The 24,058-nt window shown below is 42.5% G+C and carries 22 protein-coding genes; 7 read left to right on the top strand and 15 right to left on the bottom strand.

What is annotated here, in order from left to right; all coding sequences use genetic code 11:
* Nucleotides 1-76 precede the first annotated feature (76 nt).
* The 6 genes from gyrB to ACWPVL_RS08010 all read right to left on the bottom strand — a co-directional run bounded on the left by gyrB (nucleotide 77) and on the right by ACWPVL_RS08010 (nucleotide 8,093).
* A complete protein-coding gene (gene gyrB / locus ACWPVL_RS08035; RefSeq protein WP_314481813.1) occupies nucleotides 77-2,026 on the bottom strand; it encodes a DNA topoisomerase (ATP-hydrolyzing) subunit B in 1,950 nt (649 codons plus the stop codon).
* 1 nt (nucleotide 2,027) lies between these two features.
* Nucleotides 2,028-2,606: an HAD-IA family hydrolase gene (locus ACWPVL_RS08030; protein ID WP_454388156.1), complete on the bottom strand. Its 579-nt coding sequence runs from the start codon at nucleotides 2,604-2,606 to the stop codon at nucleotides 2,028-2,030.
* A 122-nt stretch (nucleotides 2,607-2,728) separates the two neighbouring features.
* Nucleotides 2,729-3,277, bottom strand: coding sequence for a DJ-1 family glyoxalase III (locus ACWPVL_RS08025; RefSeq protein ID WP_125389890.1), 549 nt, complete (start codon nucleotides 3,275-3,277; stop codon nucleotides 2,729-2,731).
* A 36-nt stretch (nucleotides 3,278-3,313) separates the two neighbouring features.
* Nucleotides 3,314-4,546 carry an FtsW/RodA/SpoVE family cell cycle protein gene (locus ACWPVL_RS08020; protein WP_454388154.1) on the bottom strand — a complete coding sequence of 411 codons (1,233 nt, stop codon included), beginning with the start codon at nucleotides 4,544-4,546 and terminating at the stop codon, nucleotides 3,314-3,316.
* Between the two features lie 12 nt (nucleotides 4,547-4,558).
* Nucleotides 4,559-5,533: a YeiH family protein gene (locus ACWPVL_RS08015; protein WP_454388152.1), complete on the bottom strand. Its 975-nt coding sequence runs from the start codon at nucleotides 5,531-5,533 to the stop codon at nucleotides 4,559-4,561.
* A gap of 115 nt (nucleotides 5,534-5,648) precedes the next feature.
* Nucleotides 5,649-8,093: a bifunctional DnaQ family exonuclease/ATP-dependent helicase gene (locus ACWPVL_RS08010; protein WP_454388150.1), complete on the bottom strand. Its 2,445-nt coding sequence runs from the start codon at nucleotides 8,091-8,093 to the stop codon at nucleotides 5,649-5,651.
* Between the two features lie 132 nt (nucleotides 8,094-8,225).
* On the opposite strand from ACWPVL_RS08010, the gene ACWPVL_RS08005 reads away from it, so the two are divergent.
* Nucleotides 8,226-8,861 (top strand): MBL fold metallo-hydrolase, encoded by a 636-nt coding sequence (locus ACWPVL_RS08005; protein WP_005589702.1) that lies wholly within the window; start codon nucleotides 8,226-8,228, stop codon nucleotides 8,859-8,861.
* A 187-nt stretch (nucleotides 8,862-9,048) separates the two neighbouring features.
* Nucleotides 9,049-9,246, top strand: coding sequence for a hypothetical protein (locus tag ACWPVL_RS08000; RefSeq protein ID WP_125389886.1), 198 nt, complete (start codon nucleotides 9,049-9,051; stop codon nucleotides 9,244-9,246).
* Nucleotides 9,247-9,379: 133 nt separating this feature from the next.
* Here the strand turns inward: ACWPVL_RS08000 and ftsX are convergent, their stop codons facing one another.
* The 3 genes from ftsX to prfB all read right to left on the bottom strand — a co-directional run bounded on the left by ftsX (nucleotide 9,380) and on the right by prfB (nucleotide 12,141).
* Nucleotides 9,380-10,306, bottom strand: a complete 927-nt coding sequence (gene ftsX, locus ACWPVL_RS07995; protein ID WP_454388147.1) for a permease-like cell division protein FtsX — start codon at nucleotides 10,304-10,306, stop codon at nucleotides 9,380-9,382.
* Nucleotides 10,299-10,991 (bottom strand): cell division ATP-binding protein FtsE, encoded by a 693-nt coding sequence (gene ftsE, locus ACWPVL_RS07990; protein ID WP_125371075.1) that lies wholly within the window; start codon nucleotides 10,989-10,991, stop codon nucleotides 10,299-10,301. Before ftsE ends, ftsX begins: the two co-directional genes overlap by 8 nt.
* Before the next feature lie 54 nt (nucleotides 10,992-11,045).
* Nucleotides 11,046-12,141 (bottom strand): peptide chain release factor 2 gene (prfB, locus tag ACWPVL_RS07985; RefSeq protein ID WP_454388145.1). Its coding sequence is split into 2 segments (ribosomal slippage): nucleotides 11,046-12,068 and nucleotides 12,070-12,141, totalling 1,095 coding nucleotides; the frame shifts between segments, so codons are not numbered across the junction.
* 280 nt (nucleotides 12,142-12,421) lie between these two features.
* Between prfB and ACWPVL_RS07980 the strand changes: the two genes are divergently transcribed.
* Nucleotides 12,422-13,282 carry a metallophosphoesterase gene (locus ACWPVL_RS07980; protein WP_454388143.1) on the top strand — a complete coding sequence of 287 codons (861 nt, stop codon included), beginning with the start codon at nucleotides 12,422-12,424 and terminating at the stop codon, nucleotides 13,280-13,282.
* Here the strand turns inward: ACWPVL_RS07980 and ACWPVL_RS07975 are convergent.
* The 3 genes from ACWPVL_RS07975 to ACWPVL_RS07965 all read right to left on the bottom strand — a co-directional run bounded on the left by ACWPVL_RS07975 (nucleotide 13,276) and on the right by ACWPVL_RS07965 (nucleotide 17,448).
* Nucleotides 13,276-14,067, bottom strand: a complete 792-nt coding sequence (locus ACWPVL_RS07975; protein ID WP_454388141.1) for a DUF2785 domain-containing protein — start codon at nucleotides 14,065-14,067, stop codon at nucleotides 13,276-13,278. The genes ACWPVL_RS07980 and ACWPVL_RS07975 overlap by 7 nt on opposite strands.
* A gap of 88 nt (nucleotides 14,068-14,155) precedes the next feature.
* Nucleotides 14,156-16,852, bottom strand: a complete 2,697-nt coding sequence (locus ACWPVL_RS07970; RefSeq protein WP_454388139.1) for a cation-translocating P-type ATPase — start codon at nucleotides 16,850-16,852, stop codon at nucleotides 14,156-14,158.
* Between the two features lie 191 nt (nucleotides 16,853-17,043).
* On the bottom strand, nucleotides 17,044-17,448 hold the full coding sequence (locus tag ACWPVL_RS07965) for a DUF1934 domain-containing protein (protein ID WP_454388137.1): 405 nt from the start codon (nucleotides 17,446-17,448) through the stop codon (nucleotides 17,044-17,046).
* Between the two features lie 117 nt (nucleotides 17,449-17,565).
* Here ACWPVL_RS07965 and ACWPVL_RS07960 point away from each other — a divergent pair, with 117 nt between their 5' ends.
* From ACWPVL_RS07960 to ACWPVL_RS07945, 4 genes are read left to right on the top strand one after another with little or no spacing between them, the layout of a single operon-like run.
* Nucleotides 17,566-18,867 (top strand): HD domain-containing protein, encoded by a 1,302-nt coding sequence (locus ACWPVL_RS07960; RefSeq protein ID WP_454388135.1) that lies wholly within the window; start codon nucleotides 17,566-17,568, stop codon nucleotides 18,865-18,867.
* Nucleotide 18,868: 1 nt separating this feature from the next.
* The gene (gene yidA / locus ACWPVL_RS07955; protein WP_148876334.1) at nucleotides 18,869-19,678 is read left to right on the top strand and encodes a sugar-phosphatase; all 810 of its coding nucleotides are present in this window, start codon (nucleotides 18,869-18,871) and stop codon (nucleotides 19,676-19,678) included.
* Entirely contained in the window at nucleotides 19,678-20,892 is a 1,215-nt protein-coding gene (locus tag ACWPVL_RS07950) for an aminoacyltransferase (RefSeq protein WP_454388132.1), read from the top strand. The genes yidA and ACWPVL_RS07950 overlap by 1 nt, the downstream gene beginning before the upstream one ends.
* Nucleotides 20,893-20,906: 14 nt before the next feature.
* A complete protein-coding gene (locus ACWPVL_RS07945) occupies nucleotides 20,907-22,142 on the top strand; it encodes an aminoacyltransferase (protein WP_454388130.1) in 1,236 nt (411 codons plus the stop codon).
* 181 nt (nucleotides 22,143-22,323) lie between these two features.
* Here the strand turns inward: ACWPVL_RS07945 and ACWPVL_RS07940 are convergent, their stop codons facing one another.
* The 3 genes from ACWPVL_RS07940 to ACWPVL_RS07930 form a co-directional block, all read right to left on the bottom strand.
* A complete protein-coding gene (locus ACWPVL_RS07940) occupies nucleotides 22,324-22,494 on the bottom strand; it encodes a hypothetical protein (RefSeq protein WP_454388128.1) in 171 nt (56 codons plus the stop codon).
* A 26-nt stretch (nucleotides 22,495-22,520) separates the two neighbouring features.
* Entirely contained in the window at nucleotides 22,521-22,922 is a 402-nt protein-coding gene (locus ACWPVL_RS07935) for a hypothetical protein (protein ID WP_454388126.1), read from the bottom strand.
* 312 nt (nucleotides 22,923-23,234) lie between these two features.
* Nucleotides 23,235-23,879 (bottom strand): recombinase family protein, encoded by a 645-nt coding sequence (locus ACWPVL_RS07930; RefSeq protein ID WP_454388124.1) that lies wholly within the window; start codon nucleotides 23,877-23,879, stop codon nucleotides 23,235-23,237.
* Between the last annotated feature and the right edge of the window lie 179 nt (nucleotides 23,880-24,058).

Below are 24,058 nucleotides of genomic sequence, written 5' to 3'. Positions count from 1 at the left end.
CTTCATTCTTTTACTAAAAAGCAAACATATTGATTATATCACAAATTCATTTGTAATGGTTGCTTTTTCTAACTTATTAGACATCAAGTGTGCTATATACTGCATTTTTTTCGATAAAGTCACGACGAGGCTCTACACGATCTCCCATCAGCATATCAAAAATCTTATCAGCTTCTGCTGCGTCATCGACAGAAACTCGCGCCATTAGACGGTGTTCTGGATTCATGGTCGTTTCCCACAACTGATGGTCATCCATTTCTCCCAAACCTTTGTAGCGCTGAATCGTCGGTTTAGAGCGACCTTCGCTATAGCGCTCGAGAGCAGCTTGCAGTTCTTCTTCTTGATTTGCACCTGGCTGGATGTATTCTTTTACCTCGCTACCGACCTTGACACCATAGATAGGTGGTTGGGCGATGTAGACATAGCCTGCTTCCAGAACCGGCTTCATGTAACGGTAAATCAAAGTCAAGAGCAAAGTCCGAATGTGAGCTCCATCCACATCCGCATCAGTCATGATGACTAATTTATGATAGCGAGCCTTGCTAACATCAAAGTCAGCCCCAAAACCAGTTCCCATAGCAGTAAAGAGACTGCGGATTTCTTCATTAGCCAAAATCTTATCCATGCTGGCTTTTTCAACGTTGAGAATCTTACCGCGAATCGGCAAAATAGCCTGAAATTCACGGTTACGCCCAGACTTAGCTGAACCACCCGCTGAGTCTCCCTCCACGATGAAGAGTTCTGTTTCCTGTGGGTTGTTGGACGAGCAATCAGCCAATTTTCCTGGCAGATTAGAGATTTCCAAACCAGACTTCTTGCGGGTTACTTCCCGAGCTCGCTTAGCAGCAATTCTGGCCTTAGAAGCCAAAATTCCCTTTTCAACGATTTTTCGAGCCACCGCAGGATTTTCCAAAAGGAAATCAGAGAAGGCTTCACTGAAGAGGCGATTGGTAATCTTGACTACTTCACTATTGCCCAGCTTGGTCTTGGTCTGACCTTCAAACTGAGGGTTGGGGTGCTTAACAGAGATAACTGCTGTCAGTCCCTCACGCACATCCTCCCCAGTCAGATTGTCTTCGTTTTCTTTGAGAAGCTTGTTTTTCTTAGCATAGTCATTGATGACCCGGGTCAGGGCAGTCCGGAAACCTTGCTCATGCGTTCCACCCTCATGGGTATGGATGTTATTAGCAAAGCTCATGACTGTTTCATGATAGCCAGTCGTGTACTGCATAGCCACTTCAACCGTAATGTCGTCCATTTCGCCATCAGTGTAAATCGGCGTATCAAAGATAACATCCTTGTTTTCATTGATGTATTGAACATAGCTGGCAATCCCGCCCTCATAGTGGTAATCCTTGACCTGCTCCATTCCATCTCGCTTATCAGTGATGGAAATTCTGAGACCACGATTAAGGAAAGCTAATTCCTGCACCCGTTTATTAAGCTTCTCAAAGTCAAATTCTACTGTTTCAGTGAAAATCTCTGGATCTGGCGTAAAGTGAACGGTCGTACCTGTACGATCGGTCTCACCGATGACTTCTAGATCCGCGACTACATGACCTCGACGGTATTCTTGGTAATGAATCTGACCGTTTTTATAAACGCGGACATCCAGCTGAGTGGACAGGGCATTTACAACGGAAGAGCCTACACCGTGCAGACCTCCTGAGACCTTGTAGCCACCACCGCCGAATTTTCCTCCAGCGTGAAGGACAGTAAAGACGGTTTCTACAGCCGGGCGGCCTGTTTTCTCCTGAATGTCAACGGGAATGCCTCGACCATCGTCAACAACTGTAATCGAATTATCTTTTTCAATAAAGACTTGAATGTGAGTGGCAAAGCCAGCCAAGGCTTCATCAATCGAGTTGTCAACAATTTCCCATACTAAGTGGTGTAAACCTTCCTTGGAGGTCGAACCGATATACATACCAGGGCGCATCCGAACGGCTTCTAAGCCCTCCAAGACCTGAATCTGACTGGCGTCATATTCTTGCGCTTGTATGTCTTGTTGCTTTTCTTCTGTCATGTTATTCCTTTTCTAGTTCAATATCTACAAATTCTTCAAGATTTCTCATATTATCAAAGAGATAGCAGCTAAATCCTGCCGCCTGACCAGCTTCGATATCAATCGGTCGATCTCCTATAACCAGACCAGACTCAATCTGGTATTTATCTTTTAAATACAGCATAGACTCAGGGTCTGGCTTGCGTTTAAAACCATTAGTAGCTGTCACTACTTCTGTAAAATAAGCACTGATCTGCGTCTTCTGCAAAATCTCCAACACCTGATCATCTCGGTGAGAAATCAAAAAATTTCTGCCACCCTGCTGGATAATTTGTGCTAATAATTCTGAAGCTCCCTCAAACAAGATCGGATGTTCTAATTCCTTGGCCTCATTCGCCTTATAAGCCTTTAAAAATTCCTTATTTCCAGGGGCAAACTGGCGGACTGCATACTCTGTTGAGACCTTAAGAGCCTTATAAACTTCATCATGACTCGCAGTCAGACCAAAGTCCTGCAAGGTATGGACAAAAGCTGCGGTTGAAGTCTCATAATTATCCAAGAGAGTCCCACCCAAATCCCAGATGTAATCTTGATAATTCATACCCTTTATTATATCATATTTTTTGAAAAAAAGGGCTTTTATTTATGATGAAATAGCATATTTTCATCGATTTTTCATCCAACTTAGACAGAAAAAATTCACCCGAAAATCGAGTGAATCTTTTAGTTCTCAAAAACGTCTTTAAAAAGCATAGAACTTGCCAATTGGTCCGCATCTCCGCCTAGCTGGTGAACCAACTCATAGGCAAAAGGCAGGGCTGTGGATGGACCACGGCTGGTGATTAGCTTTCCATCTACGACAACGGTCTGCTTCTGATAGCTACCGTTCTCGATGTTTGCTTCCACTCCATCGTAGCAAGTGAAGTTCTTGCCATTCAGGAGCCCTGCGCGATCAAGAGCAATCGGAGCCGCACAGATAGCTGCGACAAATTTATCTTCTGCTTGAAATTCCTGTAGAACTTCCATCAGGCGGTCATCATCACGCAGATTTGTTGATCCTGGCATACCGCCTGGAAGAACGACCATATCATAAGCAGATAGATTCCCATTCCAGACTTGATCGGCTTTGACAGTGATCTGATGAGAACCTGTCACAGCCTCCTCAAAACCAATCATATCGCAGATAAAGCCTGCACGACGCAAGACATCGACAACAGTGAGGGCTTCAATTTCTTCAAAGCCATTGGCTAACATGAGAGCTACTTTTTTCATGTAAAACACCTTTCTAGGATACAAGGTATCCACTTCTTATTTTATTTTTCTAAGTACAATTTTTTTACGAACAGGCGGAGTCACCGCATGCTTCTCCTCTTCTAAGCTATTTTGATAAGAGACAGACAGTAGGAGACCGATTCCGATGAGATTGCTGACGATGGAGGACCCCCCTTGGGAAATGAAGGGGAGTGGAATCCCTGTCAAAGGCAAAATCCCTGTCACAGCACCAATATTTTCAAAAATATGAAAGAGCAGCATCATAATGAGACCGGTCGAGATATAGGTGTAGAACTGATTGTTGGACTTAATAGTAATCTGAAGCATACGATGAATCAAGAACAGATAAATAACAATCACCAAACTCGAACCAAGAAAACCAAAATCCTCTGCAATCACGGTGAAAATCATATCACTTTCACGGACAGGTACTAGCAGATTTGAGACATTAAATCCTTGACCTAACAAACCTCCACTTCCAATAGCAATCTGTCCTTGTGCCTGCTGATAGGTTACTGTCTGAGCATATTCAAACGGATGGAGCCAGGCTGAGATCCGATTGATCTGGTAAGTCGGCATCCCTAAACCATGGAGAAAAGCGCGGCCACCATTTGAAATAAAGATCAACATAAAGACAGTAAAAAGAAGGGATACTGTCAAGAAAACCGGTAGAATAATCTTCCACGAAACACCAGATAAAAGGACAATACCGCAGTAAATCGCAGCAAATACTAGAGCTGTCCCCAAATCACTCTGCAAAGCCAAAAGCAACAAAACCGGCAAGGTATATAATGCTAATTTTACAATCAAAAAGAGATCTAAAGCAATGGTTCGCTCATAGTTCTTATTTTGCTGCAGGAACTTCACTACAACTCGTGACAGCATCAAAATATATGAGATTTTCATAAATTCAGATGGCTGAAAGAGAGTAACACCGCGAATAGATACCCAGTTTTTTGCCCCTGTAGAAGCCACTAAGCTCTCACTATAAAATACAAGCGGAAGAATCATAAGTCCTAAGCCTAGAACATACAGAAAAGGCGTCATCTTCCAAAGAAATTTAGTGTTAAAAAACATAACGATAAAGCTAATCAGAAAGCCTAATAAAATCCAAACTACTTGCTGACCAACAATCTGCAAGACATTATTTGGATAATCATGGCTAACCGCTATATAAATAGCCGTAACTCCGATCGATAGTAAGAGCAAGACAGGTAAAAGCAAGCTGTAATCAATCCGAGACTCAAATGTTCTTTGCTGTGAAGGCATAATTCTCCTTTCTTACAAAAAATATTGGATAATCAAGCTAGAGACTGCGACGCAGAACCAAGCAAAAGCTCCAGTCAATAAAGGTCCCGCTCCAGCCTCCCTGAACTGTTTGAAAGAGACCTTAGCTCCAATTCCTGCTAAGGCCATAGCCATCAACCATTGGGACAACAGCTTTGTGTAAGGAACTAGATTTGATGGGAAAATTCCCAAACTGCTCACTACAGAAGCCAAGACAAACCACAAAATAAACCATGGAAAAATCTTCTTCAAGTCTACTTTTTGCGCTGATCGCTTATCTCGGACATATCGATAGCCAGCAAAGATGAGGCAGGCGGGTACAATCATCAAGGCTCTGCTTAGTTTGACAATAGTTGCCAAATCTCCCGCTGCTTGACTGTAAGTATAACCTGCCGCAACGACTGACGAAGTATCATTGATAGCCGTCCCTGCCCAAGTCCCAAAATAGGCATCAGACATTTGCATGAGATGCCCCAGAAAAGGAAAGATAAAAACAGCTAAAATATTGAAAAAGAAGATGGTTGAAATGGAAAGAGCAATATCCTCTTCTTCCGCTTCTAAAATAGGCGAAGCTGCTGCAATAGCTGAACCACCACAAATTGCCGTTCCAAAGCCAATCAAAATGGTTAAAACACGTCTCATCTTGAAGAACTTCCCAGCTGCATAGGCCGCCAAGAAAGCAATTAAAATAGTTAAAATACTAATCTTCAGAGAGGACAAGCCCGTTGCAGAGACCTTGCCGATAGACATGGAAAAACCTAAAAAGATAATAGAATATTGAAGTAGTTTCTTTCCTGAATAGGTCAAGCCCGGCTGAAAGACAACTGGAAGTTTCCATAAATTACTGAGCAAAATTCCTAAAACGATGGCAAACACACTGGATCCAATCAGCGGAAACCAATTTCCTAAACAAATGGAAACAGCGGCTATCGCAAACGATAGAGCAATTCCTGGTAGATTCTTTTTCACGTCATAACCTTCTTCCTATTCTTTTCATTATAGCAGATTTTTGGCATCAGTAGCCGAGAAAATTTGCAATCATTTAGAAAAACAGCCAGATAAAATTGACTGTTTTCAAGCAGTTTTAGTCGAAAAATTCTTTTAATTCCTTTACAATATCCCGCTGCGACAGCATTTCTAGAGATGCCAGCTGATTTAGATTTTGCTGGATCTGCCGACCGTAGCGCTTGGTTGAAATACGCTTATCTAGAAGAATAACCGCCGACTTCTGATGTTCATTGCGACGGGTTCGCCCCATAGCCTGCTTCAATCGTAAAATAGCTGACGGCAACTGATAATCGTAAAAAGGATTTTTGCCTTCTGCCTTCAGATGATGATTGATTTTTTGCACAAAGAAATCTTTGGGATTATCAAAAGGAATCCGCGTGATGAGCTGAATGATTTGCTCTTGCTGAGCAAAATCCGCTCCTTCCCAGAAACTGCCTGCTCCTAGCAAGATGGGTGCCTCTCCCTTGTCAAAGCGCCGCTTGATATTGGCTGGCTCGCCATTCTTATACTGGGCCAAATGCGGCAAGGTCAGCTGGTCTGAAGTGGCCAGCAATAAATCCTTGGAGGTAAAGAGAACCACCATCGGCAAATCCAGTGGAGCTAATCTCTCCAAACTTGCGACAATCCTCTCAGCATATTCCTGCGTTGATAACTCCACCACATCTGGAAAATCTAGATCTAAGAAAAGTTTCTGCAGGGGCCTTTTTTGCTGAGGAAGTTTATAAAAATGATAATCCTCAAAGCCTAGTAACTGAGGTAAATTTACCTTGGAACTAATCTCCAAAGTAGAAGAAACCAAGATCACCTTAACTGTCTCAGGCAGGAAATCCTTAAATCTCATCAGTTCTGAGCGCCCGGCATGAAGCCTTGTCACCCGATGATCTGCAAATTGTTCTTCCGTTAGCCAGTAGTATTGGTACTTGGTTGAAAACAATTCCCTGAGCTCTGGCAGCAAGTTCTCATCCAGTTCAGACACATCCTGACGCAGCTTGGCTATCTTCTTGGAATCCAATTCACTGGTCTTGCCCCGATGCTTTTCGGCAGCATCTGCCAGTTCAAATTGGATGCTTTGCAAGAGGCGTTCTTGTAAAATCCGTTTTTCTGTCTGTAGAGCTTGACTGATAGTTTGCAATTGCTTGGTCAAATTGATACTGGCCTGCGAAAAACTTTCCAAAGCAAAAAACATTTTCTGAGCCTCGTCCACCACCAACATCCGATTGTCCAGCAAAGACTGGTCATCTTCTAGGCGCGTCAAAAGATAAGCATGATTGGTAATCACGACACGACTGCTAGCCGCCTTGACCTGCCCCAGTCGCCAAAAATCCTCTTCATAAAAGAGAGAATGTTTGATTAATTTCCCATCATGGCGTATCTGGCTAAAATAAGACTCAAAACGATAAGCCTGACCGATTTCATTTAAATCACCCGTCTCCGTCTCTGTCAGCCAAACCAAAAGCTGCATTTTGCAACGATTAACAAGTCGATTATCATCCAAGACCAATAGACTTTGATAAAAATAATCTAATTTCAGATAGTTTTCTGGACTTTTGAGATTATGGAAGGAGATATGAAAGACTTCCTCTAAGAGTCGGCCTTCCTTTTGCATCAGCTGATCCTGTAAAATCTTCGTCGGAACGGTCACCAGGACTCTATCCTGACCATGAGCCAAAATGGGCAATAAATAGCCAAAGGTCTTGCCAAGTCCTGTCTGGGCCTCCAAAAAGCTAGCGGCAGTCTGACTAAGCGCCTCAGTCACATATTGCGCAAATCTCAGCTGGTCAGGGCGCTCGTCCAGCCCTAGCAGATAAAGGTTGGTCAGAAAGTCCTGCGAAAGTTTCTTTCCAGGCGGCAGAATTCTCGGCTTTTTCAAAAAGATGCCATGCGTCTCCTGCAAATCCTGACCAGAATCCTCTGGCATCGACTGAAAAATCTCTTCGATCGCTAGCCGCGACTCATAGATAAGACTATCGGAAAATTCCAGCACCTTCTCCAGCAAAGTTTTTGGCAGTCCAGCTATCTTTTCCTGGATTTTTAGAAATAACTGAGCTGTCGCCTGAGCATCTGCTAAAGCAGTATGAGCATTTTCCAGAGGAATTTCCAGAAGTTCGCACAGGTTCCCCAAGGCATATTTATCAAAAGTCGGATAAAAAACCTGAGCTAGTTCCACCGTATCTACTCTTGGAGTCAGCAGGTCAAAGCCTTCCCAAAAGAGAGCTTCTGCCAATAAATTGGCATCAAACTTGACATTATGGGCGACAAAAATCGCATCCTCAATCAGCTCGTAAACTTCACGGGCAACCTGTGAGAAATCCGGAGCTTGACGCAAGCGCTGATCATCCAATCCTGTCAGCTGTTTAATATGCTCATCCAGATCCTCATGCGGATTCACATCTGTTTCATACGTTTGGCAAATCACCCCGTTTTCAATGATGACAATGCCGATTTGAATAATTTTTGCATTGCTGTTCGCACTTGTAGCCTCCAAGTCGATGACAGCATATTTATAGTTCGATTGTGTCATACTGCTATGATTATATCACAAATGCCAGCCTGAGACATCTGAAAATAAGCTGAGCCTCAAAATAAATTTTGTGCAAAATTTCTGCTTTTTTGTTACACTCTTTATTGAGAAAACATACACAGAGGAAGCCCAATGAAAGTTCACAAAATTGTCAATCTCATCGCCTTTGAAAACACTTATCTCCTTGAAAATGACCGTCATGTCATCGTAGTTGATCCCGGCAGCGACTGGCGAAAGATCCAACGCAAGCTAGAAGAAATCGCTAAGCCCATCACAGCTATTTTGCTGACTCATACGCATTACGATCATATTATGAGTCTGGATAAGGTCCGAGATAACTTTGCCAATCCGCCCGTCTATGTAGCGGAGAGCGAAGCAAGCTGGCTCTATACTCCTACTGATAATCTTTCAGGTCTTGACCGCCATGCAGATTTGGAAGACGTCATTCTCAGACCTGCCGAACATTATTTCACCTATCACCAAGACTACCAACTGGACGACTTTCATTTCTACGCGGTTCAGACACCTGGTCATTCTATCGGAGGAGTTTCCATTATTTTCCCAGAAGATCAGGTCGTTCTGACTGGTGATGCTCTCTTCCGTGAAACCATCGGCAGAACAGATCTACCAACTGGTAATATGGACCAGCTCCTTGCTGGCATCCGCGAAGAGTTATTTGTCTTGCCCAAAGACTATCGTGTCTATCCCGGCCATGGAAATGACACAACGATTGGTCACGAAAAGAATTTCAATCCATTTTTCCAATAAACTGATAGTGAGGCAGATAACAAGACTGCCTCGTTTTTTTATATAGTAAATAACTGTTTCAATGTAAGAATGAAAAAAGGGCTTTTAGAAAAAGTCAGGAAATAGGCTCTACAATCTGACTTCCATGTCTTTTCGCTTTTTGCTTATTATGATATACTTAGTTCATAGAAAACAAAGGATGGTCTTCATGATGGATAAAAGAAAAATTTTATTAATTCTGCTGGCTATTTCAGCTATACTAACTCTCCTTGGATTAGGTTTTTCTGCTTATAATTTTTATGTTTTTGACAAGCCTTTTCTAAACAGTACCACAAAAGGCCTCCTGTCTGCATTCTTTTTTACCCTCATTATAGTCAGCCTCGGCCTATCGAAAACAAAGCGATAGTAGTAATTTGTATGAATAAAATTATGCTACTTTACTCCTTGCCCCTCTCTCCAATTTGTTAGTGCAATAAAAAAACAAACACCAAATGATGTTTGTTTTCAATCTGAACAGCCTTTGTAGGCTGTTTTTTTTATTAAAACTTCAAGAAGCGTCTCATAGAGATGATAGATCCCAATGATCCGATAAGAATTCCCAACACAAAGAGTGTTGCTATCATAATCGGACTAAAGAGTTTCGGATCAATCATAGAAAGTCCTTGACCTACCAAGCTCTTATTCATAGTCTGGTAGGCTATACCATATGCCAAATACACTACAATTGACGGAACTGTTGCTCCTAACAAGCCTATCCATGCTCCTTCAAACAGGAATGGTCCGCGGATATAGCTATTCTTGGCACCAACCAAGCGCATAATTTGAATCTCACGACTTCGGGAAATAATGGTAATCCGAATAGTATTGGAAATGAGAAGGATAGCAATGAAAATCAGAAGCGCTGTCCCAATCAATCCCCACGTTTGGATGAAATTAGAAAACGCAAAGAGATTTTTGGTATTAGTACCCCCATTTTGAACCTCTGATACACCTTCAATTTTACGAGCATCTTTTGTAACAGATTCTACATACTTAGGTGCCTTGGTCTCAACAATATAAGCATCGTAAAGAGGATTATTTTCTTCATCAAAAACATCCCACTCACTACCCATGGTCTCTGTCAGCTTATTATACTGCTCTTTGTTACTAGAAAAAGTAACCTTCTCTACATTTTTCATAGAAGTCAGAGCATCATAGACCTTGTGATAGTCTTCATTCTGAACTGTTTTGCCTTCTTTTACAATCGTTTCGCTATTATCGAAAACATCCTTACGCATGTATACCATAACGCGGACATTATTGGAAACATCATTTGCCAACTTGGCTGTATTTAAAATTACTGAAGCAAAAACAGCTACTAAGCTCAAGGTAATCATAACCGAGCTGACAGCCGCTACAGTCATCCAACCATTCCGCGTAAGACTCTTAAGCGACTCAATCAAATGACGAAAAAATCTTCTAATCATCGTATCCGTATACTCCTTCCGCTTCATCACGTACCACACGGCCATTTTCAATAGCAATAACGCGGTGACGTAGGGTATTTACAATCTGACTATTGTGAGTCGCCATCAGGACTGTAGTTCCTTGCAGGTTAATACGCTCCAGCAAATTCATGATTTCCCATGAATTATCTGGGTCCAAGTTACCAGTCGGCTCGTCAGCAATCAAGACCTGAGGATTGTTAACAATGGCACGCGCAATTGCGATCCGTTGCTGTTCCCCCCCTGACAACTCATTAGGGAAGGAACGGACCTTGTGCTTAAGGCCAACCAGATCCAAAACTTCCATGACGCGTTTCTTAATATTTCTACGATGCTCACCGATAACTTCCATAGCATAGGCAATATTCTCATAAACGGTCTTTTTAGGAAGTAGTTTATAGTCTTGGAAAACCACACCGACTCTACGGCGTAGCATTGGAATATCCCGTTTCTTGATTTTTCCCAAGTTAAAACCTGCTACAGCAAGGTTTCCTTTATCGATTTTAATTTCACGATAGAGGAGTCGAATAAAGGTTGATTTACCTGCTCCTGATGGTCCTACAATATAGGCAAATTCACCTGGTTCTATACGTATAGATACACCACGTAGAGCAGTTGTCCCGTTGTCATACTTTTTAACAACGTCTTTCATTTCAATCATTGACATGAATTAGTACAATTCCTTTCATCAGAGTTTTCATCTAGTGATTTCACTCTGTTTTTAGTTGAGTCTCCATTTTAAATAGGCATCAATAAAGCCATCTAAATCTCCGTCCATGACCTTATCCACCTGAGCTACTTCATAGCTGGTTCGATGGTCTTTGACCATTGTGTATGGAGTAAAAACGTAAGAGCGAATCTGACTGCCCCAAGAGATTTCTTTCTTATCTCCCTTAAGCGAATCGACTTCTGCCGCTTTTTTCTCTTGCTCCAACTGATAGAGCTTAGCCTGCAGCATTTTCATAGCTCGGTCACGGTTTCCATACTGGGTTCGGTCAACGGTAGACTGTACGACAATTCCTGTCGGAATATGGGTCAATCGCACACCAGTTGATACCTTATTGACGTTCTGTCCGCCGGCTCCACCTGAACGGAAAGTATCCATCTTGATGTCATCATCACGGACCTCTACCTCAATAGTATCGTCCAACTGTGGCATAACCTCTACTGAGGTAAAGGAAGTATGACGGCGTTTCGCCGAGTCAAATGGCGAAATCCGAACCAAACGGTGGACTCCCATTTCTGACTTGAGCAAACCATAAGCGTGCGGTCCTTCAAATGAAAGGGTCACCGACTTAATGCCTGCTTCATCTCCAGCTTGATAGTCCAAGACCTCTACTTTGAAGCCCTTGGCATTGCCGTAGCGCGTGTACATCCGCAGCAGCATATCGCCCCAATCTTGAGCCTCTGTTCCACCAGAACCTGGGTGAATTTCAAGAATGGCGTTGTTATTATCATAAGGCTCTGACAGCAAGAGAGTCATCTCATAGCTGGTCATCATTTTCTCAAGCTCGGTCAACTTTTCTTCCAGCTCTTCCTGAACCGAGTCGTCCTCAGCTAGAAAATCAAGCAAGATTTCCGATTCATCAAAAAGCTCGGTCATCTGATGGAAATTTTCATAGGTTTGCTTGAGTTCATTGAGCTCTTGAGATGTCTTCTGGGCTGCAATGTTGTCGTCCCAAAAGTCAGGTTCTGTCATCTTATTTTCTAAGATGGCAATTTCTTCTTCCAGACCTTCTAAGTCAAAGAGACCCCCTGAAAGAAGCTAATTTTTCACGATTTGCGTCAATCTTTTGACGAATTTCTGAAATGTCCATAAATACCTCTTTTCATATATCGTTTTATTATAACACATTTTCAGACATTTGCCTAATCGGATAATGAAGCACCTTCATTTTATACAATTTTTAATGGATAGGCAAGAATGGGAGCTGCTTGTTACGGAATTGTTAAAAAAGTAATATAATGACATGGGGTTGGAAGAAGTATCCCGGATTACAAGGTTCGAATAATCTATTAGGTATTCGAATAGAGGTAAGTCTCTCCATAAGACGCTTAAGCATTTCCAAGTTTTACAAAATATGCTAGACTAAAACCATGACAAGAATCGGATTTATGAGCGACCTCCATCTGGACTCCAATCAGTTTGGAGATTTTGAGCAGCAAACTCTTCGCCATCTTTTAAAAGAGGAAGGGATTGACCACCTACACATTGCAGGGGATCTGTCCAACGACCTAACCAAGATCAGTTTGCCCTTTCTTGAAACTTTGAAGCAAGAGATTCCCATTTCTTTTAATCTGGGAAACCACGATATGCTGGGACTTTCTGAAGAAGAAATTTCAAACCATGATTTTCAGGTCCAGCAGTTCGGACAAGCCAAGCTCGTCAGCTTTTCTGGCTGGTACGACTATAGCTTTGTTCCAGAAAAAAGCAAGGAAGAACATCTGAGAACCAAGACTAATTTCTGGTTTGACCGCAGATTGGAGCGTCAACTCGACGACCCTAGCATTACAGCTCAGACGCTGCAAGAGTTGGAAAAACTGCTGATGACTTTAGATGGTCCCATTATTGTCGCTCTGCATTTTGTTCCCCATCAAGACTTTCTATACGACCATCCCTACTTCCAGCGCTTCAACGCCTTCCTAGGAAGCCAAGCTTTTCATCGGATCTTTGTCAAATACAAGGTGAAAGAGGTAGTTTTCGGCCATCTCCACCACCGCCACCAAAGCCGTATTATCGAAGGTGTCCGCTACCATATGCGTCCTCTAGGCTACATCCGCGAATGGAAACTGACTCGGAACTTTTTTAATGACTTTCCTCAGTATCAAATTCCCCAGATGTATCGCCTGCACAAGCGTTATAATGCTGTTAAAGATTTAGTCAAATTTCGAGACTATAAGAAAAAACACCTGGCAGACGAACTGCGAGATGCTTTAACGGTGATTGAAGTTCAGTAATGAAAATGGTGAATAGCGGCTCTCAGCTCATCTGAGAGCCGTTTTTTGCTGTCCAACTGCACATAGACTTCTAATAAACAGGAACGAAAATTGGAAAAAGCAATGAAGTCTTGGTTACTTTCTAATGGAAAACTCTGTGATTGAAGCCATAGTCTAAGTTCATGCTGCGACAGTTTTCTCTTTAAGACAGCTTGATAGAACACCTGGGCTAAGCGCCAGTCCTCATCATTTCTGAAACGGACTGGAACTCTTTTAAAAACTTGATGAATGACCTCTAAAACCTCTGGCATCCTACTGGAGGGAAAGTCCGGATGACAAGCCACTTCTGTCAATAAGTCTGCTCCATGAGCGAAGGCGTGAACCCAACCGTATTTCCTGGAGTAACCCCTTGTGTCTCTTTCGACTGATAAATAGGTTAGCCCCTTATCTAGTAAATATGTTCTTTCTTGTACTGATAAAGCCTGATAATACAAAGAGTTTGGATTACCATCACAGTTTAAGAGATTAGCGTAAAGCAAAGCCGTGAAGGAACGTGTTAAGGTGGCTTGACCATTTTCGTCACTCTTGTAAAAAAGTCCTTGTCTTTTGACTGCTTCTTGAGCCAAGAAACGAAACTGTTCAGCTGAAAACAAGTCATCCTGAAGTCCCCTTGCCAGGGACGAAAAGGCTAACTCATCACGGATTGTCGCTTCTGGATGACCAATATGATCCAGCAACCATAAGATTTCTTCCTCATAATACAAAGGAGAAGCTTCTTCCAACTTCTTTCGTAAATTTTGATACATACTTTCACCGTCCTTTCGAGTTGCTTTCTTTGAATTTGATTATAACCCCTTGTATGCAAAAAAGCCATCCGCAGATGACTTTTTGCTGTTAAATAGCATTTTTGTCCATACCCAATTTACGTTGGATGAACTTAACAATTTCAACAATGATAATCATTGAGAAACTGCCGATCAGGACAACAGCCCATTGAGTCACGTCTAACTTGGTCACATGGAAAATCTTTTCAAGTGGATCAATCACAATGGTTGAAATCAAGAGGATGAAAGAAACCAGAATAGACCAGTTGAAGGTCTTAGACTTGAATGGACCAACTGTAAAGATAGACTGGTAAACAGATTTTACATTGTAAGCATGGAAGAGCTGGATGAGTCCCAGAGTCGCAAAGGCCATGGTAAGGGCATCCGCATGAATCGCTTTTACATCACCGATATGAACAGGATTGGCAATAGCATAGCCATAGACGGACAGAACGAGAGCACCTTGCAGCAATCCTTGGTAAATGATGGAACTCATAACACCACCAGAGAAGAAGCTAGACTTACGGCCACGAGGCTTGTGAGTCATGACACCAGGCTCAGCAGGTTCAACCCCCAGAGCAATAGCTGGGAAAGTATCCGTTACTAGGTTAATCCAAAGCAGATGAACTGGCTGCAACACATCCCAACCAAATAACGTTGCAAAAAATATCGTTAATACTTCTGCTATATTAGCTGAAAGTAGGTATTGAATAGTCTTTTGAATATTAGAAAATATTTTCCTTCCCTCTTCAACAGCTACGATTATTGTCGCAAAATTGTCATCCGCTAAAATGATATCTGAAGCTCCTTTAGAAACTTCTGTACCTGTAATTCCCATACCGATACCGATATCAGCTGTCTTCAAAGCTGGCGCGTCATTAACACCGTCACCTGTCATGGCAACGACCTTACCTTGGTTTTGCCATGCTTTCACGATACGAACCTTATGCTCAGGAGAAACCCGGGCGTAGACAGAGTATTGACCAACAACCTTTTCGAATTCCGCATCAGAAAGTTCGTTGAGCTCAGCACCTGTCAGGACATGGTCTTCAGTATCTCCTGCTTCGATGATACCCAAGCGCTTAGCAATCGCTTCAGCTGTATCTTGATGATCACCGGTAATCATAATCGGACGGATACCAGCTTCCTTAGCAACGCGAACCGCTTCTGCTGCTTCGGCACGCTCAGGGTCAATCATACCGATTAAACCAGTAAAGATTAAATCATTTTCTAGATTTTCAGATGTCAAGTCAGTCGGAACTGCATCAATAATCTTGTAGGCACCAGCCAGCACGCGCAGAGCTTGGTGAGCCATTTCTGAGTTATTAGACTTGATCAGCTGTGAAGTAGCATCATCAATCGCTGCAATATCTCCAGCCTTATCACGCGCAACACAACGTTTCAAGAGTTGATCAGGAGCTCCCTTGACTGCCACGAGGAATTTCCCGTCTGGCAATGGGTGAACGGTAGACATGAGCTTACGGTCTGAGTCAAATGGTAGCTCAGCCACACGAGGATATTTCTCTAAAAATCCTTTGACATCATAACCCTTGTCCAAAGCATACTGGATGAAGGCTGTTTCCGTTGGGTCACCGATCAACTTGCCTTCTTGGTCAATCTTGGTATCATTGGCTAAGACAACTGAACGTAAGAGGGGCAACTCCAAACCAAGTTCAATATCTTGGCCAGCTTCATTCAGGACTCCGTCGTAAAAGACTTTTTCGACCGTCATCTTATTCATGGTCAGGGTACCGGTCTTATCTGAAGCGATAATCTCAGTTGATCCCAAAGTCTCAACAGCAGGAAGCTTACGGACAATTGAATTCCGCTTAGCCAGAACCTGAGTTCCCAAAGCCAACACGATGGTAACGATAGCTGGCAGACCTTCTGGAATAGCTGCAACGGCCAAGGCTACAGATGTCATCAATTCACCAAGCGGATCTTTTCCTTGAATGAAAACACCGACTACAAAGGTCACCGCAGCAATCACTAGGATCGCATATGTCAGAACCTTAGACAAGTTATTGAGGTTTTGTTTGAGCGGTGTGTCCGTTTCATCCGCATCTTGCAACATACCTGCGATGTGACCGACTTCTGTGTACATCCCTGTATTGACAACAACCCCTACTCCTCGACCGTAAGTGACATTGGAGTTTTGGAAGGCCATATTGACCCGGTCGCCAATACCAGCATCTGCAGCTACGTCGACAGTCAAATCTTTCTCAACTGGCACAGACTCACCTGTCAGAGCGGCTTCTTCAATTTTCAGGGAATTAGCTTCCAAAAGTCGCATATCTGCTGGGACAACATCGCCGGCTTCCAGTCTGACGATATCGCCAGGCACCAAATCCTTAGAATCAACCTCTGTGACATGGCCATCACGCAGGACACGCGCAGCTGGGCTGGACATAGATTTGAGAGCCGCAATGGCTTCTTCAGCCTTACCTTCTTGGTAGACACCAAAGATAGCATTGATGATGACAACAGCTAATATAATCACAGCATCCGCAATATCCTCACCACCTGACGTCACGACAGACAAGACCGCCGCTACCAACAAGATGATAATCATCAAATCCTTGAACTGCTCGATGAATTTCATCAAGAGAGTCTTTTTCTCTCCTTCTTCCAATTCATTGCGACCGTAGTCCGCCAAACGTTGCTGGGCTTGGCTGCTGGTCAACCCTTGTTCGGAAGCTTCCATTGCTTGCAAAACTTCCTCAGGACTTTGCGTATAAAAAGCTTGGCGCTTTTGTTCTTTTGACAAAATGTCTCCTCCTTTTGATGGGCCTCTTTCAAAATAAACAAAAAAGAGACCTGTTTATTAACAAGTCTCGCTATTTCATACAAGGCCGGAAATTTCTTTCGTATTGACGACCTTGTAACGGTAAAACCGTTAGCTACTCCCTTGAGTGTATTTATTATACCAAAATTTTTGTATTTTTCAAGGCAGAGCTGTTATTTTTCAAACTTTTCTTCCGTCCATTCGATTTTCATCTGATAGAAAGCAAAAAGCTGATCATCGTCGGCCCTTTTCAAATCATAATGAAGTTCCAAAGCCTGATTTTCTACATCTAAGTGATAGTGCTGAGTGTATGTCACAAACTGTTGAGCCCCCAGCGGAGTCGGGATAGATACTAAATGCTGACCATTCTTGATAAAATGAAGAATGGTTTTCGGCTCAGAAAAGCGGGTCATGGTCAGCTTGTCTTCATTAAATTTTAGAACAACCTTTTCCTGCTCCTCACTTTGATAAACCAAATAGTGATAGCCCCCTTTTTGCGTCCATTCTACATCATAGACCTGGTCAATCAACTCCATTTGCTCATCTAATTTGATTTGATTTCTCATTCTAATTTTCATGATTTTCTCACATTCCTTGTTTCTTTCTTCTATTTTACCAAAAATTTCTTGAGAATTCTTCCTTTCTACATCAGGCTTTGAATGTCGCCCACTGAGCATTTATGATATAATAGGACTATGGTTGAAAAAGTATTTCGAGACCCAGTCCATAATTATGTTCATGTGGATCATCAGGTCATTTATGATTTAATCAATACCAAAGAATTTCAACGGCTGCGCCGCATCAAACAGTTGGGTACTTCCGGCTATACTTTCCACGGCGGGGAGCACAGCCGTTTTTCGCATTGTCTGGGAGCTTATGAGATTGCCCGACGCATCACCGAGATTTTCAATGAAAAATACAGCAATGTCTGGGACAGTCATGAGAGCCTGCTAGCCATGACGGCCGCTCTTCTGCATGACTTGGGACACGGAGCTTATTCACACACTTTTGAGCGCCTCTTTGATACTAATCACGAAGATATTACGCGGCAAATCATCACCAGTCCAGAGACTGAGATTCATCAGGCACTGGTGCAGGTTTCGCCTGACTTTCCAGAAAAAGTAGCCAGCGTCATCAATCATAGCTATCCTAACAAACAGGTGGTTCAGCTGATTTCCAGTCAGATTGATGTAGATCGGATGGACTATCTCTTACGCGATTCCTTTTTTACTGGCGCTTCCTATGGACAATTTGACTTGACTAGAATTTTACGAGTGATTTGTCCTGTAGAAAACGGCATCGCCTTCAAGCGCAATGGCATGCATGCGGTAGAAGACTACGTAGTCAGCCGCTACCAGATGTACATGCAGGTCTATTTCCACCCGGCTAGCCGAGCTATGGAAGTTCTGCTGCAAAATCTGCTCAAGCGGGCTAAATTTCTCTATCCAACTCAGAAGGATTATTTTGCCTTGTCATCACCCAACCTCATTCCATTCTTTGAAAACAGAGTGACCCTGCAGGATTATCTAGCCTTGGATGATGGTGTTATGAATACCTATTTCCAAGTTTGGATGACGAGTCCGGACAAGATTTTATCTGACTTAGCTCAGCGTTTTATCAACCGCAAGGTCTTTAAGTCCATCGTCTTCTCTGAGGAAAACGAAGTACATTTGGATATCATGCGAGACCTTGTTGGACAAGTTGGCTTTGATCCTGATTACTATACTGCTATCCATCGCAATTTTGACTTGCCCTATGATTTTTATCGGCCTGATGTTGAAAAACCTCGGACTCAGATTGAAATCCTACAAAAAGATGGTGGTTTGGCAGAACTATCCAGCCTATCTCCTATCGTCCAGTCCCTAGCTGGGACCAGACAGGGAGATAACCGCTTTTACTTTCCCAAAGAAATGCTGGCGGAGACTGGGCTTTTCAGCGAGAAAAACCATACCTTTATGCACTATATCAAAAACGACCAATTTACCTACGGAGAATAATATGTCTATCAAATTAGTTGCCGTTGACATTGACGGTACCCTTTTAAACAACCAAAAAGAAATCACTCCTGAAGTCTTCAGCGCTGTTCAGGATGCCAAGGCTGCTGGTGTCAAAATCGTCATTGCAACCGGCCGTCCTATTGCGGGTGTTCAAAAGCTTCTCGAGGAGCTAGAGCTTAATCAGCCAGACAACTATGTCGTTACCTTCAACGGCGGACTGGTACAGGATACTGTTACAGGTCAAGAATTAATCAAGGAAACACTGACCTATGACGACTATCTGGATATCGAACTGCTCGGGCGAAAATTAGGCGTTCACATGCATGCCATCACTAAGGACGGAATTTATACAGCTAATCGCAACATCGGCAAGTACACTGTTTATGAGTCCAATCTGGTCAGCATGCCAATCTTTTACCGCACACCTGAAGAAATGGCCAATAAAGAAATCGTCAAGTGCATGTATATTGATGAGCCGGAAATTTTGGATGCGGCCATTGCTAAACTGCCTCCGGAATTAGCCGAAAAATATACACTGGTCAAGTCAGCTCCTTTCTATCTAGAAATTGTCAAAAAAACTGTCAATAAAGGAGCTGCTATCCTCCATCTAGCTGAAAAACTTGGCTTGAGCAAGGAGCAGACCATGGCTATTGGTGATGAAGAAAATGACCGTGCCATGCTGGAAGCAGTCGGATCTCCTGTTGTCATGGAAAACGGCAGAGAAGAACTCAAGAAAATCGCCAAATACATCACCAAGTCGAACGAAGAATCCGGCGTAGCACACGCTATTAGAGAGTGGGTTTTAAAATAATGTTTAGTTACAAAATTGGAATTTCAGCTCAGGAACACGACGATTTTGTCACGTCTCATCCACAGGCCAATCTTCTGCAGAGTTCTGCCTGGGCTCAGATTAAGGATAACTGGGCTAATGAGCGCTTGGGCTTCTATAAAGACGACCACTTGGTTGCTGCAGCCAGTGTCTTGATCAAACCACTGCCCTTGGGGATGACCATGCTTTATATCCCGCGCGGTCCCATCATGGACTATAGTGACAAAGAGCTGCTGATCTTTGTTTTGGCCTCGCTCAAGAAATTTGCCAAGGAAAAAAAAGCGCTCTTTGTCAAGTTTGACCCTAGCCTCTTTCTGGCAGAAAGCAAGATGGGCGCTGAACTGCAAGACAAAACAGAGACAGTTGAACTAATTCAAGAGCTGCAGGAAGCAGGAGCTGTCTGGGTCGGACGGACGGAGTCTCTAGATGAAACCATCCAACCTCGCTTGCAGGCCAATATCCATAAAGAAGATTTCAGCGAGGATCTGCTTTCTAAGAGTACTCGCCAAGCTATTCGCACTGCCCGTAACAAAGGTATTCAAATCCAATTTGGCGGAGCAGAATTACTGGATGACTTTTCAGCCCTGATGAAGAAGACGGAAAACAGAAAAAACATCCACCTGCGTGGCAAAGACTATTACCAAAAACTTTTAGATACTTATCCTGAGCACTCCTACATCACCTTATCCAGCATTGATCTAAAGGCACGCTTGGAAGACTTGCAGACTCAGCTGACCAAGACACTCCAAGAAGCAGAGAAATTTACCGAGAAAACCAAGCCCGGCAAGATTGAGAATAACCAGCAAGAACAAAAACGCCTCCAAGAAGAGATTGACTTTTTACAGGCCAAAATCAGCCAAGGGGCTGCTGTTGTTCCCCTGTCTGGCACCTTGGTCTTAGAATACGGCAAGACCTCTGAAAATATCTATGCCGGAATGGACGAGGAGTACCGCCGTTACCAGCCAGCCATTATCACTTGGTACGAAACGGCCAAACATGCTTTTGAGCGCGGAGCTGATTGGCAAAATATGGGCGGAATCGAAAACGATCTCAAGGGCGGTCTCTACAGCTTTAAATCCAAGTTCAATCCGACTATTGAGGAATTCGCTGGTGAGTTTAACCTGCCAACCAATCCTCTTTACCACCTCTCCAATCTGGCCTACACTATCAGAAAGAAACTGCGCAGCAAGCATTAAAAGAAAGGAAGCCTATGACCTTTAAACTTCTCAGCCAAGAAGAATTTATCCAGCATGCCTCAGCTAGCTCCCAACGCTCCTTTATGCAGACCGTGGAAATGGCAGAGCTGCTGAGCAAGCGTGGCTTCAGTACCCAGTATGTTGGCTACACTGACCCGCAGGGACAGGTCGTGGTGTCAGCTGTCCTCTATAGTATGCCTATGACTGGCGGCCTTCATATGGAAATCAACTGCGGCCCTGTCTCTACTGATGCCCAATACCTGACTCCTTTCTACCAAGCTTTGCAGGCTTACGCTAAAAAAGAAGGCGCCCTAGAGCTCATCATCAAGCCCTACGAGACTTATCAGACCTTTGACAGCAATGGCCAGCCCACATCTGAAGAAAAAGTCGAGCTTATCCAGCAACTGACTGACTTAGGCTTTGCCTTTGATGGCCTACAGACAGGCTATCCAGGCGGGGAGCCTGATTGGCATTATGTCAAAGACTTAACTGGTCTGACGGAGAAAGACTTGCTCAAATCCTTCAGTAAAAATGGCAAGGCGACCGTCAAAAAGGCGAATACCTTTGGTATCAAGCTAAAAAGGCTGGAACGTGACCAACTCAGCGTTTTCAAAGACATCACAGCTGCCACTTCTGACCGGCGGGAATATAATGACAAGCCACTAGACTACTATCAAGATTTTTATGATAGCTTTGGACAGCAGGCAGACTTTATGACAGCCAGCCTTAACTTCAAGGACTATCTTCAGAACTTACAAAAAGACCAAGAGAAACTGGGCCAGAAAATTCAAAAACTGCAGGAGGACTTGGAAAAGACTCCTCAATCTGAAAAGAAGCAAAATCAGCTGCGAGAGCTTTCTAGTCAGTTTGACAGCTTTGAAACCCGCAAAGTAGAGGCTCAAGAGCTAATCGACAAGTACGGCGACCAAGACCAAGTCCTGGCTGCCAGTCTCTTTATCTACACCCCTCAGGAAGCGACCTATCTTTTCAGTGGCTCCTATCCTGAGTTTAATAAATTCTACGCCCCTGCGCTGCTGCAGGAATACGTTATGACCGAAAGCATCAAGAGAGGCACTCCATTTTATAATTTCCTCGGCATTATGGGAATTTTTGATGGTTCTGACGGTGTTCTGCGCTTCAAACAGAACTTCAACGGCTTCATCGTTCGAAAAATGGGAACTTTCCGTTATTATCCTAACCCTCTCAAGTTTAAGCTGCTTCAGCTTATAAAGAAAATTCTAAGACGTTAAAAAACCAAGGTTTAGGCAGTTTGACTCTCAGCAGTCTAAAAGTAATCTGAGTTCACACATCTTATGATTAAATTAAAAGACGGTTCAAAAAATGAGCCGTCTTTTTTCTATTATTCATTAAATATAAATAATTATAAATGAGAGAAATAACTTTCTTTTCATCGACACCCTGCCTAATAAATTACCAATATTTATCAAAGGCACTAAGAATATAGCTTAGGTCTTTGGATTGTTCTTTAATCTCCCCGCCAACGACTAATTGATATTCAATTCCGCCAAGAAAACCACCTGAGCTTTCAATAACCTCAACCAATTCACCACGAACAACTTTTTGATTTAAACGAGTATTCATTTTAGACCTCTTTCTATTTGAATATTTTATGGCACAATACCACAATCTCGTGCTAATTCTTCTAATGTAAGTCCAGAATACCGTCGTAGGTTCGACAGTTCCTTCTCGATTTCCAGTCTTCCAGCTGAAGAATCAACTCTCCATTGCAAAATTGATTCCATACCTCGAATCCCTGCTTCAATCGTCTCTAAAGTTTCTTGAAGTGATTCTCTTTCTTGAGTCAGACTTATGTATTGTTCACGGTCTGCCGAAGCCATTCGTCCACCCAGTTCGTTAATATCAGCCATTACTTCTAAGCGAATTCTTTTCGATTTCTCAAGAATTTTCATCGCTAATTCTTGTTTTTTAGTATAATTATCGATGGCAGATTTTCTATTAAACCAGAAAATTCCACCAGCAATTGCAATTACCAATATGAAAAAAGCCATATTTTCTCCTTAATAAAACCTCTAAGTATTTGTAGCACATTAAAAATCGTATTTATTTTAATACGAAATACCTCCTTTTTTATTTTCACTCAAAAAATCCCTGCTACAATAGGGGGTGAGCTTGTTTTAGTGAACGGTCGTCAACTAAAACAATGAAAAAATAAAAATGCCAATTCAACAAGGTAACTAAAACCTTATTAAATCAGCATTTTAAAATATTTTATTGATAACTTTGATTGTTTTAACAAACGACCGTTTGCTAAAACTGTTGATAGGTTTAATTTACTATTTTTCTAAGGATTTGTCAATCAATTATAGGTGATTTTTCCTATTTATTTGAATGTTATTTCGCTTTAGCACATTATATATGGTTGCGGTGGAAATATTCAGCTGATTCGCAATATTTCGAACGGACATTTCTTTTTGCTGGTATTGTGTAATAATTTGTTTTTCTTTATCTTTCGCTATTCCCTTATTGCCAAGTTTCACACCTTTTTCTTTCGCTTTACGGAGTCCGTCTTTAGTACGCTCAGAAATCGCCTGAAGCTCCCATTCTGCCACATAGCCCAACATCAAACAAAAGAACTTTCCAGTTAAGGAATCTGTTTCAATATTTTCATGAATTGATTGAAGATGAATACCATGTTTGGTTAAATCTTCAATAATAGCGGATAAGTGAAGCATCTTTCTTGTAAGTCTATCCAATTTATATACGACAAAATTTGTTTTAACACCTTGTTTAGCATAATTTTTGGCTAATTTTAACGCCTTATCAAGCTGTGGGCGTTCTTGATTGCCACCAGAATCTTTTTCTATATAGAGCTTGTCGCAAAAGTTGAGAGCTTCTTTTTGAACTTCCAACCCCAACTCTTGCCGATTATCTGTTGAACTGACACGAGCGTAGCCGATAGTTATTGTTTTGATATTTTCTAATTTGTTCTTGTGATGATTTGTCAAAATTTCTCCTTTCTTTACTATTGTAGCAGGTAGTTATATTTTAGAGAAAATTAACGAAATGAAAAAGACCCACGAGGGTGGGCTTGGGGGGGTAATGGGTAGAATGCCATTTTAGTCAGTTCCTTTGTTCTGTAATGTGCGAGAGACGGTCAATAAAAACGTATTCATTTGTTGTTACG

The organism is Streptococcus sp. Marseille-Q8145 (assembly GCF_965112035.1).
The sequence above is the reverse complement of the archived record's forward strand: the minus strand, read 5'-3'. Positions and strand labels throughout refer to the sequence as shown.